Raw genomic sequence first — 14269 nt, 5'->3', positions numbered from 1 at the left:
ACGTTCTCTTCGGCAAAAAATATACCCCATGTGGGTATTAGGGGGAAATAAAATGAGTGCCTCGCAAAAAGAAACAAACATGCAGATTACAGGGATGACCTGTGCCGCCTGTGCCACCCGGATTGAAAAAGGGCTCAATAAACTGGACGGTGTTGACCAGGCAACGGTGAATCTGGCGCTGGAAAAGTCAACCGTTCGATATGATCCGTCCAAAATAACCGAAGCTGATCTGCAGAAGAAAGTTCATGATCTCGGTTATGAGGTTGTCTTAGAAAAAGATGAATTTTCGATTACGGGGATGACCTGTGCCGCCTGCGCCACTCGAATTGAAAAAGGATTAAACAAGCTGGACGGCATTCAAAATGCGACCGTTAATCTCGCTCTTGAACGTGCAGCCGTTCAATATAACCCGTCGGTTTTATCATCGGCAGACATTATCAAAAAAGTGGATTCACTTGGTTACGGTGCTGTGTTAAAAGAAGAAAGCGACAAAGAATCTGTTGATTACCGGCAAAAAGAAATCCAAAAGCAGACAACAAAGTTTGTTGTTTCCACTCTTTTATCTCTGCCGCTTTTATGGGCGATGGCCGGGCATTTTGGTTTCACATCGAATCTTTACGTTCCAGTACTTTTCATGAATCCTTGGTTTCAGCTCGTTCTCGCCACGCCGGTACAATTTATTATTGGCAGCCAGTTTTATGTTGGTGCATACAAAGCTCTGAAAAACAAAAGTGCCAATATGGATGTTCTTGTGGCGCTTGGTACCTCGGCGGCGTACTTTTACAGCTTATATTTGTCGTTCGCGTCCTTCGGACACAGCGGCCATGCACCAGAGCTTTATTATGAAACAAGTGCGATTTTAATTACGCTAATTCTGCTTGGGAAATTATTTGAAGCAAAAGCGAAAGGGCGTTCATCCGAGGCGATCAAAAAACTGATGAGCCTGCAGGCAAAAACAGCGATTGTCGAACGCGGCGGAAACGAAATAGAAATACCGCTCGAACAAGTGGTGACAGGCGACTTGATTCATGTTCGGCCTGGTGAAAAAGTGCCGGTTGATGGCATCGTTACAGAGGGACAGTCGGCGGTCGATGAATCGATGCTGACGGGTGAGAGCCTGCCGGTCGATAAACGCAAAGGCGATGAAGTGATTGGCGCTACGGTCAACAAAAATGGCTTTTTAAAAATAAAAGCTACGAAAGTCGGACGGGACACCGCGCTTGCGCAAATTATCCGCACGGTCGAGCAGGCGCAGGGATCAAAAGCGCCGATTCAGCGGCTTGCGGATCAAATTTCCGGTATTTTCGTTCCTATTGTCGTCGGCCTGGCTCTTTTAACATTTCTTATTTGGTTCCTCCTTGTTGAACCAGGTAATTTTGCCCAAGCACTTGAGAAACTGATTGCCGTGCTTGTGATCGCGTGCCCGTGTGCCCTTGGTCTGGCTACTCCAACATCCATCATGGCGGGTTCAGGACGGGCAGCAGAATACGGGATTCTCTTTAAAGGCGGCGAGCATTTAGAAACGGCGCACAAAATCGATACGATCGTGCTCGATAAAACGGGAACCGTTACAAACGGGACACCTGTTTTAACGGATGTGCTCCCATATGAAATAGAAGAAACGGTTCTTCTTGCGCTGACAGGTGCGGCTGAGAAACAGTCGGAGCACCCGCTTGCCCAGGCAATTGTAAAGGGTATTACAGATAAAGGCATTGCATTGAAAATGAGCGAGCAGTTTGAAGCGATTCCGGGCTATGGCATTCGAGCCATAGTGGAAGGAAGAGACGTGCTGGTCGGAACGCGTAAGCTGATGAGTGAGAAAAACATCAACATCCAAAGCGCCGGAGAAAGCATGGCAGCTCTTGAGGGGGAAGGAAAAACCGCGATGCTTGTGGCTGTGGATGGACGATACGCGGGTATTATTGCGGTGGCAGATACCGTAAAAGAAACGTCAAAAGAAGCGGTACGCCGCTTAAAAGAAATGGGTCTTCATGTTGTGATGATGACAGGAGACAACGAGCAGACCGCGCAGGCGATTGCCCGTCAGGTCGGTATTGACTACGTTATCGCGGAAGTACTGCCAGAAGGCAAAGCGAACGAAGTGAAGAAGCTGCAGCAGGAGGGACGGCATGTTGCCATGGTTGGCGACGGCATTAATGATGCACCAGCGCTTGCCACAGCCGATATCGGCATGGCGATCGGCACCGGAACCGATGTGGCCATGGAAGCGGCCGATATTACTTTGATCCGCGGCGACCTGAACAGTATTGCGGATGCGATCCTGATGAGCAAAAAAACAATTCGAAATGTGAAGCAAAATCTATTTTGGGCATTCGGCTATAATACGCTTGGGATTCCGATCGCAGCACTTGGCTTTCTGGCTCCATGGCTTGCCGGCGCAGCTATGGCTTTTAGCTCGGTTTCAGTAGTCGTAAACGCTTTGCGTCTGCAAAAAGTAAAACTGTAAAAAGAAAATTTAATGATGAGTCTATGGCCGAATTCTAGTCCTTGATGGCCGGAAAAAAGAAAATCCGGCCATGCTGTAACACTTTCCGGCTAGAGAAGAACCTTAAAAGTGTAAATGAAGTTCGAAAGCCGCCTCTGTAAAAAGAGGCGGCTTTTTTATCGTTAAAGCTGAACGGTTTTTGAGCTGGCGGCTTTTCTTGGCCGGGCAGCGTGAAACCATTGCGCACAAAACAGAATGACCAGGATAAGATCAACTGCATCACCGCCGTAATACATGAGCATGCTGCCCATTTCTGCCTGAGGGGAAGAAACACCGGCAGGAGGATGCGCATAAAGAAATTTGGATAAAATGCTGTGCCCGGCCAGTGCGAGCATAAGAACAGCAGCTCGGAAGTGAAAAGACCTGCGATGAGGCGCCGGGTCAATGCAAAGAATAGAAGCAGTAAATACGTAACCAGCCAAAAACACATGGAAATGAATAAACATATGAATCAGCACGTTTTCCTGCATGTGTGCATACAAGCTGGTTGTATAAAGCAGCCAAAGTCCGCCGATGTTTAGCACAAACGCCGTTATAGGATCTATGGCAAAACGAAGCGGCCGGCTTTGAAGCAGCCGGGATACGCGCCGCGCCTGCTCTACAGGCAGTGTCCGCAAAAGAAGCGTGATGGGCGCGGCCAGCACCATAAAAAGAGGAGCCAGCATGCCAAGAAGCAGATGACCGGCCATATGAGCGATAAAATTTGTATGGGCTTTTTCCGCTAAAGGACCCATAACAACTGCCAGGGAACAAAGGATGCCGCCTGTCCATAAAACAGTGCGGAAAACCGGCCAGGACGAATAGCGGCGGCTCGAATGAAAGGCGGCCCAGATGTATAAGAGGAGTGCGGCCGCAAAAGGTAAAGTGAGCCAAAGGGAGGCAGACAGAGCAGCCTGCACATGATGATCATTGTGCATTCCGTTTACCTTTTTTCGTGCGGACAGCAAGAGCCGCTCCAATTACCATTATCAAAACGGCGGTCGTGTTCCACACAAGGTCATACATCCATACATTCTCTACGTAACGAATTTGGTGAAGGCGCATAAGCTTGTGCTGAACGGTACCGTCGTAAAGCTGGAATATACCGGCACCCAGCAGCATTCCACCGATCCACTTTTTTAAGAGAAGCCTATTACGACGGCGCAGATCTGCAAACAGAAACAGCCCGCCTACAGTAGCGAACCAGCTGAACGCATGAAAAAAGCCGTCAGAAACGAGCCCGGCGCTTGTGGTGGATTTGTCATAAAAGTGATGCCAGTGAAGCAGCTGGTGAAAAACAGCTTCATCAAAAAAAGCAACAAAGCCAATGCCAAATAAAAAGCCGGACCAGAGATTACGCCTGGAAAGATGGGAAGAGCTGCGGACTTCCTTGGATTGGACAGCCATAGAAAACTCCTTTCTGCCGTTCGTGTAATCAGTCTATCTGTTTTTGTTGTACCCATACACTGGAAGGTTCATTCTTTTATACGGTAAATTATTTCTCCTAAAATGAACCATATGTCTATCAGAAGAATAAAAGAGAATGATATAATAAAAATATTCCGAAATTAAAAGGGTGAAAAAATGGCGCTTCTTCACTGTCAATTCTACTCCGACGTTTTACAATTAAGTACATCCATGACGGTTATTCTTCCCCAGCAAACCCACTCACAGATCGGTATGCAAAGCCAAAAAAACAGCAGTAAACATCAGACACTTTATTTGCTTCATGGACTGAGTGATGATGATACGATCTGGACACGCCGGACTTCTATCGAACGGTATGCAGCACCGCTCGGACTTGCTGTTGTGATGCCGCAGGTGCACCATAGCTTTTATACTGACATGGCGTACGGAAGCCGGTACTGGACGTTTTTAACAGAGGAACTGCCGGCCATAGCACAATCTTTTTTTCCGTTATCCGATGCCCGGGAGGATAATTTTGTCGCGGGGCTTTCAATGGGAGGCTACGGGGCGTTGAAATGGGCGCTGTCACAGCCGGAGCGGTTTAGCGCAGCAGCCAGTTTGTCCGGGGCAGTCGATATTGTAAGCCGAGTGGAAGAGGGAAGCCGTGACCGTTTGTTTGAGCTTGTTTTTGGAGACGGGCAGGTAGCCGGCACGAAGCACGATTTGTTCACACTGCTGGAAACAGCGCAGCACGCCCCCGAAAAACCGGCCCTGTATCAATGCTGCGGCACAGAAGACTTCTTGTATGAAGACAACCTCCGTTTTAAAGAAGCATGTGACAAGACATCTTTTGATGTAACGGTACAATTTGATTCGGGATCGCATGAGTGGGGCTATTGGGACCGGAAAATTCAAGATGTGCTCCGCTGGCTGCCACTGAAAAACTAACTGCATGGGGGGAAAGCTATGTCAACAGCACGCGTTATAACGGGAATTTGGAGAAAGCATGAAGAAACAAAAGAAAATCCGAAAGAATCCTCGCTTAAAACCCGCTATTACCGGAAAAGCCGCGAGTCGCTTTTTAACGACATAAAGAAGGTTGTTCAAAACGGTAAGCTCGCCGGATGGGCGCTGTTGAATGAAGACGTAGCGAGGGGAGAAATCATGCTTGAAAAAGGAGCATATGGCATGGTTATCACCATTTATAAAATTACACCGATGCAATCTGCCATTGATGTCTACTGCTCAAAAGAAGGAATGCTTGGCGACTTTGGAAACAGCTATCGGTACATTCTTGAATTTTTCAACGCGCTCCGGACAGAAGCAGAGCCGGAATCCTAAAAAAGCAGCTGGGTAAAGCCCAGCTGTTTTTTTGTGTCCTTGCATGGAGATTTAAATAAGCGCTACAATGTACGAAATTAGAATCAAAGAAAGAAGGAAGCAGGATGGCAACCATTTTAGATGTAGCGAAGAGAGCCGGTTTATCGAAAACAACCGTATCCCGTGTAATCAACAATCAAGATTATGTATCCGAAGAAAACCGTGCCCTTGTGCTGCAGGCGATGAAAGAACTCGATTATCATCCAAATCCGGCTGCCAGAAGATTAAGAGGACAGCTGACGATGACGATTGGGGTTGTGGTTCCAGCTGTTACCGACCCCTTTTTCGCTTCCCTAACCGCAGCTGTTGAGCAAACGGCGTATGAAAAGGGCTATAAAACGATGATATGCCAGAGCAGCGGAGACAAAGAAAAAGAACGGCTTTTTTTTAATCTGCTGAAAACAAAGCAGGCAGACGGTATGATCATAGGCGCTTTAGAAAACGATTGGAAGGACGTTCAGCCGTTTACGAAGCACGGCCCGATTGTACTGTGCAACGAAGATATTCCCGAACCGTCTGTTCCAGTTATTAAGTTTGATCAATTAAGTGGAACGTATGCAGGCATTAAACATTTGATTCAACAAGGGCATCAAAGAATTGGTTATTGCACCGGCGCTCTTTTTGCTGAAAAAGGAAGAGACAAGGACCGCAACCAGGGCTACCAAAAAGCAATGGCAGAAGCAGGACTCTCTATTAATCCTGCATGGATCTTCGTCGATCGGCATACAACCGAAGATGGAAAGCAGCTGCTTACTCATGTGATGAATATGGAAGATCGGCCTACTGCTGTTTTTACGGGAAGCGATGACATTGCCGCCGGCATGATCACACAAGCAAACGAGCAGGGGGTCCGCGTTCCAGAAGATCTGGCGATTATGGGTTTTGGCAACCAGCCGATAGCTCAGTGGATCACTCCGACATTAACAACAATCCAACAGCCTGCTGACGGTATGGGTCAAAAAGCGACCCAGGTCATATTAGAGCTTCTTCACAATAACCAGGCAGAGATGGAGCAATATGAGCTGCCGAGTGACATTATTGTTCGAAAATCTACTTAATTGCGGGATTTTTCCCCGCAATTTTTTAAAAAACAGTATGGGAACGATACCAAAACTGATTTTATAGGGGTTATATTTTTAAAAATAGTTTATTCCAATTTATTGAAAAAGGGAGTAAAAGAGCCGAAAAACCGCCTCTGGGAACGATACCATAGGTGGAGATGAAGGCTTTAAACTAGTTTTATAACTAGAAAAGCGGGCTTTTTCATAAAAGGGCTGGAGAGAAGGTCTGTTTCCCGAAAAATGAGCTTTTTCTCGTACAATTAAAATAGTGGACATTCTTTGGAGGAATACGTACATAATGAGAAAGAGATCGAGATGATATTGAGGTGACGGGATCATGTATAAAGCAATTGTTTTAGATTTGGATGGAACAACATTAACGGAATTTAACACGGTGAACGATACACTGACCGATTATGTGGCAGAACTTCGGCAAAGCGGCATGCTCGTGTTTATTGCTACGGGCAGGACATTAAAAGAAGCGAGGGATGTGCTGCCGCCGCGTTTTAAAGTAGACGGCATCGTGACAGCCAACGGCATGTCCGCTTTTTTAGGCGAGAAACAAATTTCACAGCACGCACTGCCGCCGGAACTGGTGCAGAAACTGGCCTTGAAGGCAGGAGAATGGGGCATTTATTATGAAATTCATCCGAACGAGGGACCGCGGACGGCACTTGAGAAAGACCGGGCGTTTATGACAGAGATCGCAACAGAGCCGAAGCCTGAGGCCGTTCACGAGAATGAATGGCTGTCCCGTCAGGAAGCGGTTCAGTCTAAGATCCAGTGGACGAGTGGGCTGCATGCCGAGAATGCAGCGAAGATTTACTTTTTCAGCCGGGACAAAGCGGTAATGGATGGATGGAAGGCAGAGTTGGAACAAGTAAAAACAGATGTCGCTTTTACGACTGCTTCGTCTACACACCATAATGTGGAGGTGACAGTAGAAGGAGTTTCAAAAGCAACGGGTGTGAAAAAACTGCTTGATCGCTTTCATTTGAAGAGAGAAGAGATATTAGCAGTAGGCGACGGAGAAAATGATCTGCCGCTTTTCGAGCTGGCCGGTTATTGTGTGGCCATGAAAAACGCCACGGATTTTGTGAAGAAGCAGGCAGATGAAGTAACGGAGTTTTCTTATAAAGAAGATGGGCTGTATCGCTTTTTAAAGAAAAAGCTCGGCTGAAATATAAATGAGAAAGCTTGGAGGAAGCCAAGGGTTTTTTCTAGCTAAGTTGTGCCGGGAAAAAATGATGTATATTCAAGCAGAGGCTCAAAAAAAAGCGTGAATGATGGCCGCCAGACAGCGGACCTTCATTCACGCTTTTCGGTTAGGAAAGAAAAACAGCTCCATAAATGAGCGAAGAGAGGACGACCAGGCCGGGATGGATTTTTCTTTTTTCCATCAGCCAGTAGCTGCCTGCCGCCAGAATGAAAATATGCAAAGGGCTGATTTGAACGTATGAGTCGAAAAAAGCTTGAAATGCCATCACGCCAAGTAAAATAGCAATAGTCGGCTTTACATAAGCGGTCATTCGTTTTACACGCGGGGAGGTCCGGTTTTTATACAAAATGCCCATTAAAGAGATCATTAATAGGAGAGAAGGCAGTACAGTGGCCAGCACCGCCAGCACGGCACCCAGCCAGCCTCCTTCCTGGAAGCCGATATAACCGCCCATCTTCGTGGCGATGGGGCCGGGCAGTGCATTGCCCATCGCGAAAGCTTCGTTAAATTCCTGTACGGTCATCCACCCATAGCGTTCCACGACTTCTTTTTGAATAAGCGGGATTGTAGCTGGGCCGCCGCCGTAGCCAAGCAGATTCGTCATGAAAAATACCCAGAAAATATGCAAATAAATCATGCGGGCCGTCCTTTCTTTTTGTCAGCTGCTTTATCTTTAACCGGCTTAAAGAAAGCAAACAGCAGCAAAGTGGCAATTAAAATAGCAGGATGAATATGAAGAAACTCAATCAATAGAAGTCCAATTACAACATGAACAGCGACCGTTCCCCACTTCAAGCCTTTCATCGAGCTTTGAAGAAAATCTTTTGTCAACACGGCCAGCATGATGCCGACGACGGGCAAAACCCCCCGTGTCATTCCCTGCACCCAGGCCAAATCTTTAAAAGCCGTTAAGGTCGTCAGCAGAAAAATCATTAATAAAATGGTCGGCAGAATGGTCGCTAAAATCGCATTGATCGTGCCGAGTATCCCGCCGACCCGGTATCCAATATAGCCGGCCATCTTTGTATTAATGGGGCCTGGAAGCGTGTTGCCAATCGCTAAAATGTCTCCAAATTCTTCATTATCCATCCATTTAAACCGCTCGACCACTTCTTTTTGAACAAGTGGGATAGTCGTCGGGCCGCCGCCGTAGCCGAGCATGCTGCTGCGGAAAAAAGCGATAAAAATATCGAGCTGCTTCATAAAAACATCCTTTCTATCATCGTGGTGAAAGTGAAACACGTTCAGGAGAGATTTTGTATTGCCAAACCAATTGTATTGTTTAATACATCTTAACATTCGAATTGTAATAAAAAAAGATAAAATGATTACGTTTCGAATAAAATCTATGGGAGATTTTCTGCCGAAAATGAACAAGAGGCTGTTTTTTTTCTTTATGCTGTTCCTATCAATTTATGAAAAGGGGCACCGTACATGAAAAAAACACATCCTGCAGTTGTTATTTTTCTTTTTTTCCTTGGCTGGGTCTTTATGTATGCAGACCGGAATATTCTTTCACCTGTTATGGGAAGTATCGGCGAAGAGTGGAGCCTTGATAAATCGCAGCTTGGCTTAATGTCAACGGTGTTTTTCGCTGCTTATGCTGCGATGCAGATTCCAACCGGCTTTTTGGCAGACAGGTTTGGCCGTGTAAAAGTGCTAGTCATTGGCTATTTAATATTCGGCGTGGCAACTTATTTAAGCGGGATGGCGACAACCTTTCTTGTATTTTTAATGATGCGCGCGCTGACGGGGCTTGGGGAAGGAACGTATTACGGCTCCCAGTACGGCATTTCTTCTACGATTACACCTAAAAAATACCGGGGCCTTGTATCGGCCCTGATCAACAGCGGGATGGCCTTCGGTATTTCACTTGGTTTTATGGCATCCAGTTATTTTACTTACACTTTAAATAAAGGGTGGCAGTATCCGTTTTACGTGTTTGCGGTACCGACTATTATCGTTGCCATTTTAATTGCGGTTTTTGTACGGGATGACACACATAAGAAAAAAGAAGCATCAGCGGAAAAAGCAGAAAAGCTGGATATGAAAAAACTGTTTACGAAAAATCACATTCTTGTCTATGTGCTTATTTTCTGCTCGCTTTATGGATTTTTCGGCATGCTCACATGGCTGCCTTACTATTTGCAGACGGTCAGAGGCGTAGAAGCTTCCCAGACAGGCATCATTGCTTCATTGGTGCCATGGGCTTCCATTCCAGGCGCTATCTTATTTGGCTTTTTGTCCGATAAAATTAAAAACAGAAAGCCGTTGATTATTTCACTGGCACTGGCCGGGGCTATCTGTCAATTCGCCATTCCATATACGGAAAACTACTCGCTTTTGCTTGTAGGTCTTGCCCTGTACGGACTGCTTGGAAAACTGGCACTAGATCCGGTGCTGATCTCGTATATGGCTGATATTACACCGCCTTCTATGTATTCAAGAGTGTACGGTTTTTTTAACTTCAGCGGCATGCTGTCTTCAATTTTTGCTCCCTACATTACCGGCTTTTTTGCAGATGTGACCGGGAAATTGGAGTTTGGTTTTTATTTATCAGGGGCACTGCTTATTTTCGGAGCGATTATGTTCCTGTTTACCGATCATAAAGGCAGCCAGGAACAAGAAGATCAAGAATTTACAGAAAGTGAGAAAGTGGTGTAAAGAAGGGAGACAACAAAAAAAGAGGCTGCCCAGCAGCCTCTTTTTCATATGTGAAAATCGTTTGCTATTGATTACAGTTTCATGCCCATTCGGCTTTTGTACCGTTTAATTAAAATCTGGCAGTCAACACTTACGACGCCCTGAAGCGGATACAGCTTTTCTGCTAAAAAGCGCTCCATCTCCTGATTGTCTGTAAAAATCCCGTGCATATGAAGCTTGCTGGGACCGGTCATATGATACAAGCTTGTCACAGCCGGCTCATTTTGAAGGTGGTCAGCCACTTTTTCTAAAAACTGAGGCTCTACTTCTACATTGAAAAAAGCAGATACGTGCATACCGATCTTTGCCGGATTAATGACGGTTGTGAATTTTTCAATGACACCCTGCTCCATTAAGTTATTAATTCTGGCTTGAACAGCAACACGGGAGAGGTCCACTTGCTTTGCGATGTCCGTGTAGGAAATGCGGCTGTTTTCATGCAGAATAGACAAAATATGTTTGTCTATTTCGTCAATATTCAAGTCGGGAATGCTGTATTTTGATAACATACTGTGTCAGCTCCATTATAAAAGTAGTGCGCGTTTAGTGTATCACGATCTGTTTATGTGTATAAACTTTTAAGCAGAAAAAGACCGACCGCCAGCTTCTATCATAGTGGAACAAGAAAAAAGAATACACCCGTTTGGCAGGTTTTCTGTCCATAAAAAAGAAGAACCTGCCTGAGCAGGTTCTTTTTTTATAAAAATCGCTGGCGCACTTCCGGTGATGGAAGCATACAGTGGTCGCTCTTTTTGCCAAACCATTTGTACCGGTTTGCCGCCACATAATCATATACGAGATTACGAAGCGGTGCTGGAACGGCTACCAGCGCATAAAGCAATTTCCATGCTCCATCCAGGCGGCGTGCTACCCTTAAAGCAGCAGTTGATTTAATATAAGCCTGTCCATCCTCTACAAGCACAAAACTATCAAGGTCTTCCGGTATATTGTGCTCTTTTAGCAGCTTTTGGCCGACATCGCTTTGAAGCGATGCGTAATTAAAATAGCCTTTCGAATCACGCTGTATAATAAATTGAACGCTGGCATCGCAAAAATTACAATCCCCGTCGAATAAAACGATTGCTGTCATGATTAAATTCCTCCTCATTTAAGCAGTCTGCTCTTATTAGTCTAACCGATTTTTCCCCTCTTCAAACTATAGACCAAAATGGAGGCGATTTAGGACAAAAGTTTAATTAAAAAATACTCATTATTTTTCCGATAAAGTTTACGAGGCGCCCAAAAAGGGGACTTAAGTAATATTCGCTATTTTTAGTGTTTATTTTTGATAAAAAGGAGTATATACACATGCCGGAAAGCTGTATTGAATGCCGGGTTCCCATTCGATTTTATGAACCGGGCCGCCTGTTTATTTCAAATGAGAAAGATTGGTCATTTATCGATTTTCAAACGATGAAAGAGGCGGAGAAAAAGCTTCAAACTGTTCAGGAGAAGCAGGAAGGGACGTTAATAGGCGGGATCGGGCGCCCGGATGACGAGGCGCCGCTTCGCACCGCACCCATTAGAGAAGTGGCAGAATGGTTTTCTCACCAGGAAGTGATCCGTGTCATTGAAAAGAGCCAATTTGTCAGCTTTCTCCAGCCGATTGTTGACGCAGGCACCGGCAGCATATACGGATATGAATCGCTTCTGCGGACGAACAAAGAAGCTGCAATCCCGCCGGGCCGTCTGTTTGCTGCCGCTCAAAAGCTGGGCATGCACTCCTACTTGGATAAGCAGGCAAGAGAAAGTGCCATCATTGCCCGTAAAAAATACATCCGAAATGGACAGAAAAGCTTTATTAACTTTTTGCCTTCCACCATTTACAATCCGGAATTCTGCCTGCAGCATACGTTTCGGATTATCGAAAAATACAATGTAAATCCTGGCGATCTTGTGTTTGAAGTGGTTGAAACGGAGAAGATAGAAGATATTGAGCACCTAAGAAAAGTGCTGAATGTTTATAAGCAAGAAGGCATTAAAGTAGCGCTTGACGACGTCGGGGCCGGTTTTTCTACGATTGAAATGCTTGAGAAGCTAAGGCCGGACTACATTAAAATTGACCGTTCGTACGTCTCGTTTTGTGGATCAGGACGGGGATAAACAATTATTTATTGAAAGAGCGCTGAAAACGGCGTCAAATCTGGGAATTAAAACACTCGCAGAAGGCATTGAGCGCAAAGAAGAATATGAGTATTGTCTTGCGGCAGGCATCCCGCTTGTGCAAGGATATTACTTTGGAAAGCCCTCTGCAGAACCTGCAGCGGGTTAAAAGAAAAACCGTCCGGCTTAAGAGCTGCTGGACGGTTTTTTGAGTGATTGGCTAAACACGAACACGCCTGCTGCTACAAGAAGAAAGCCGGTCCCTATGAAGCCTTGCAGCGGGGAGAGAGCAAGAGCGCCGGTTACGGAAGAACCTGCCACCACGCCAAGTGAGAAAAAAGCATAAAAGCAGCCATACGCCCTGCCTCTGCTTTCCACTGTGACAGCGTCCACAAGCAGGGAATTAATCGAAGGAAATAAAAAAGCGAAGCCAACTCCATATATGGCCATTACGCTATGAAGAAGGACAGGCACTTCCGCCTGGCTGATAAGCAGAAGGCTCACGCCCATCATGGCCGCTCCGAACGGAAACGTTTTTTCCGGCCTTAGCCGGTCAAACAGCCGATTAACCGGAGAAAGAAAAACGACAATGGCTGTTAATCCAAACGTGCTGAGGAGCAGGCCGCTTGTCTGCGCTCCATAGCCAAGCCGTTCCACTTTAAGCGGCAGCATATAAGCAAGCACCCCCTGGGAAAACATAAGCAGAAAAGCGCCGATAAATGCCTTGCGTACGAGGGGGCTTCTGAAAAGGACAAGAAGCGGAACGCTCGCTGTTTGGGATGAATGAGGAACAGCGGGCCGCTTTTTCTTCAGCATCACCATGGCCGTGCTCCCAAGTACCGCCATTACCATCCCTATGACGGCCAACACATATATTTCACTTGTGCGGCTGGCTAAAATGCCGCTGAAAGCAGGACCGGCAATGGCTGCTATGCCGATAAAAGCACCGGAAACAGCAGCGCCCTGGCCTTTTTTTTCATTTGCCGTATGATTGGCCAAATAAGTAAAAGCGGCTGGCGTAATGAACCCGGCAGCCAGGCCATGAACAAAACGAATGAAAAGCAGTGTCCATGCGTTTACAGCTGCCCCATAAAAAAACAAGGCTGCACCGGTCGACAGCAGGCCGATAACCAAAACGGTAAAAGGCCCGAGCTTGTCCGCCCAAAAGCCGGACAGTATATTGCCGATTGTATTAGAAAAAGAATACATGCCAACAGCCAGTCCTATTAAGAAGGGCGCCGCACCGAGTGATTCGGCAAGCGGGCTTATAATAGGCAGCTGGGCAAAAAGGTCAAAAAAAGAAAAGAAGACAATAAGATACACAAACGCCCGCATCATCGGCCGCCTCCGTTCGATCAATCGCTCATTTTACTATAGCATGGGCCAGGAACAAAAAGAAAATGAAACAGACTCCGCCAATGGAACGTATAAAAAAATAAACGAAGGCGGGAGGCAATGGATAAAAAAGCAGAAAAAAAGCGCAAAGATAAGTGGGATAAAGCCCATGTTTTGCTTGAACTCATTACTTCTGGCGGGGAACTCATTATATATGGGATCCGGGCTCTCGTGCGCTGGTGGAATTAAAAACGGCTTTGTATAAAAGAGAAAAAGCCCTTTATTCAACGATTGTTATTGAAGTGTTTTGAAAATACAGAGTTTAAAAACTTTACATGACGGTGAATATTTTCCTTTCGATTGGGTAATTATTACTAAAAGGCTAAAAAGAAAAGTCATGCAAAGGAAGTGACAGCCATGGGAATAGCAGCAGATCGGTGTATTTTTAAGCAGGAGCTCACATTGTTGTACATGGACTATGCACGCTGCCACAACGGCGCTATCAAAAAACAAATTGCCAAAGACATTGAATTGCTTCAAAAAGCGATCGCGCTTATTTTATAGAAAAAAGCATCC

The 14269-nt window shown here is 45.8% G+C and carries 17 protein-coding genes; 10 read left to right on the top strand and 7 right to left on the bottom strand.

Annotated elements, in window-relative coordinates; genetic code table 11:
- The first annotated feature begins 52 nt into the window (after positions 1 to 52).
- The gene (locus M3221_RS14535; protein WP_251272464.1) at positions 53 to 2467 is read left to right on the top strand and encodes a heavy metal translocating P-type ATPase; all 2415 of its coding nucleotides are present in this window, start codon (positions 53 to 55) and stop codon (positions 2465 to 2467) included.
- 161 nt (positions 2468 to 2628) lie between these two features.
- Here M3221_RS14535 and M3221_RS14530 read toward each other — a convergent pair whose 3' ends face one another.
- Both M3221_RS14530 and M3221_RS14525 read right to left on the bottom strand, forming a co-directional pair.
- On the bottom strand, positions 2629 to 3423 hold the full coding sequence (locus M3221_RS14530) for a cytochrome c oxidase assembly protein (RefSeq protein ID WP_251272463.1): 795 nt from the start codon (positions 3421 to 3423) through the stop codon (positions 2629 to 2631).
- Positions 3413 to 3892 carry a DUF2243 domain-containing protein gene (locus M3221_RS14525; protein ID WP_251272462.1) on the bottom strand — a complete coding sequence of 160 codons (480 nt, stop codon included), beginning with the start codon at positions 3890 to 3892 and terminating at the stop codon, positions 3413 to 3415. Before M3221_RS14525 ends, M3221_RS14530 begins: the two co-directional genes overlap by 11 nt.
- 177 nt (positions 3893 to 4069) lie before the next feature.
- Between M3221_RS14525 and M3221_RS14520 the strand changes: the two genes are divergently transcribed.
- The 4 genes from M3221_RS14520 (at position 4070) to M3221_RS14505 (ending at position 7513) form a co-directional block, all read left to right on the top strand.
- On the top strand, positions 4070 to 4840 hold the full coding sequence (locus M3221_RS14520) for an alpha/beta hydrolase (RefSeq protein WP_251272461.1): 771 nt from the start codon (positions 4070 to 4072) through the stop codon (positions 4838 to 4840).
- A gap of 18 nt (positions 4841 to 4858) precedes the next feature.
- The gene (locus M3221_RS14515; RefSeq protein ID WP_251272460.1) at positions 4859 to 5233 is read left to right on the top strand and encodes a hypothetical protein; all 375 of its coding nucleotides are present in this window, start codon (positions 4859 to 4861) and stop codon (positions 5231 to 5233) included.
- Between the two features lie 104 nt (positions 5234 to 5337).
- Positions 5338 to 6330, top strand: a complete 993-nt coding sequence (locus M3221_RS14510; protein WP_251272459.1) for a LacI family DNA-binding transcriptional regulator — start codon at positions 5338 to 5340, stop codon at positions 6328 to 6330.
- A gap of 340 nt (positions 6331 to 6670) precedes the next feature.
- Positions 6671 to 7513, top strand: a complete 843-nt coding sequence (locus M3221_RS14505; RefSeq protein WP_251272458.1) for an HAD family hydrolase — start codon at positions 6671 to 6673, stop codon at positions 7511 to 7513.
- 145 nt (positions 7514 to 7658) lie between these two features.
- Here M3221_RS14505 and M3221_RS14500 read toward each other — a convergent pair whose 3' ends face one another.
- Together M3221_RS14500 and M3221_RS14495 are read right to left on the bottom strand one after the other, a co-directional pair.
- Positions 7659 to 8189, bottom strand: a complete 531-nt coding sequence (locus M3221_RS14500) for a chromate transporter (RefSeq protein WP_251272457.1) — start codon at positions 8187 to 8189, stop codon at positions 7659 to 7661.
- Positions 8186 to 8755, bottom strand: coding sequence for a chromate transporter (locus M3221_RS14495; protein WP_251272456.1), 570 nt, complete (start codon positions 8753 to 8755; stop codon positions 8186 to 8188). The genes M3221_RS14500 and M3221_RS14495 overlap by 4 nt, the downstream gene beginning before the upstream one ends.
- 231 nt (positions 8756 to 8986) lie before the next feature.
- Between M3221_RS14495 and M3221_RS14490 the strand changes: the two genes are divergently transcribed.
- Positions 8987 to 10216, top strand: a complete 1230-nt coding sequence (locus M3221_RS14490; protein ID WP_251272455.1) for an MFS transporter — start codon at positions 8987 to 8989, stop codon at positions 10214 to 10216.
- A gap of 71 nt (positions 10217 to 10287) precedes the next feature.
- On the opposite strand, the gene M3221_RS14485 is transcribed toward M3221_RS14490, so the two are convergent.
- Positions 10288 to 10764 (bottom strand): Lrp/AsnC family transcriptional regulator, encoded by a 477-nt coding sequence (locus M3221_RS14485; protein WP_242235200.1) that lies wholly within the window; start codon positions 10762 to 10764, stop codon positions 10288 to 10290.
- A gap of 188 nt (positions 10765 to 10952) precedes the next feature.
- Positions 10953 to 11345, bottom strand: coding sequence for a thiol-disulfide oxidoreductase DCC family protein (locus tag M3221_RS14480; RefSeq protein WP_242235204.1), 393 nt, complete (start codon positions 11343 to 11345; stop codon positions 10953 to 10955).
- A 218-nt stretch (positions 11346 to 11563) separates the two neighbouring features.
- Here M3221_RS14480 and M3221_RS14475 point away from each other — a divergent pair, with 218 nt between their 5' ends.
- Positions 11564 to 12358 (top strand): EAL domain-containing protein, encoded by a 795-nt coding sequence (locus M3221_RS14475; protein ID WP_251272454.1) that lies wholly within the window; start codon positions 11564 to 11566, stop codon positions 12356 to 12358.
- Positions 12315 to 12527 (top strand): EAL domain-containing protein, encoded by a 213-nt coding sequence (locus M3221_RS14470; protein WP_251272453.1) that lies wholly within the window; start codon positions 12315 to 12317, stop codon positions 12525 to 12527. Before M3221_RS14475 ends, M3221_RS14470 begins: the two co-directional genes overlap by 44 nt.
- A 17-nt stretch (positions 12528 to 12544) precedes the next feature.
- Here the strand turns inward: M3221_RS14470 and M3221_RS14465 are convergent, their stop codons facing one another.
- Positions 12545 to 13693: an MFS transporter gene (locus M3221_RS14465; protein ID WP_251272523.1), complete on the bottom strand. Its 1149-nt coding sequence runs from the start codon at positions 13691 to 13693 to the stop codon at positions 12545 to 12547.
- A 120-nt stretch (positions 13694 to 13813) separates the two neighbouring features.
- Here M3221_RS14465 and M3221_RS26330 point away from each other — a divergent pair, with 120 nt between their 5' ends.
- Both M3221_RS26330 and M3221_RS14460 read left to right on the top strand, forming a co-directional pair.
- Complete coding sequence (locus tag M3221_RS26330) at positions 13814 to 13942, top strand: hypothetical protein (protein ID WP_285880619.1); 129 nt, start codon at positions 13814 to 13816, stop codon at positions 13940 to 13942.
- A 168-nt stretch (positions 13943 to 14110) separates the two neighbouring features.
- The gene (locus tag M3221_RS14460; protein WP_242235207.1) at positions 14111 to 14257 is read left to right on the top strand and encodes a hypothetical protein; all 147 of its coding nucleotides are present in this window, start codon (positions 14111 to 14113) and stop codon (positions 14255 to 14257) included.
- Positions 14258 to 14269: the final 12 nt, after the last annotated feature.

The organism is Domibacillus indicus (genome assembly GCF_023715895.1).
Taxonomy (GTDB): Bacteria; Bacillota; Bacilli; order Bacillales; family Domibacillaceae; genus Domibacillus; species Domibacillus indicus_A.
This window is presented reverse-complemented; position numbering and strand designations above follow the sequence as displayed.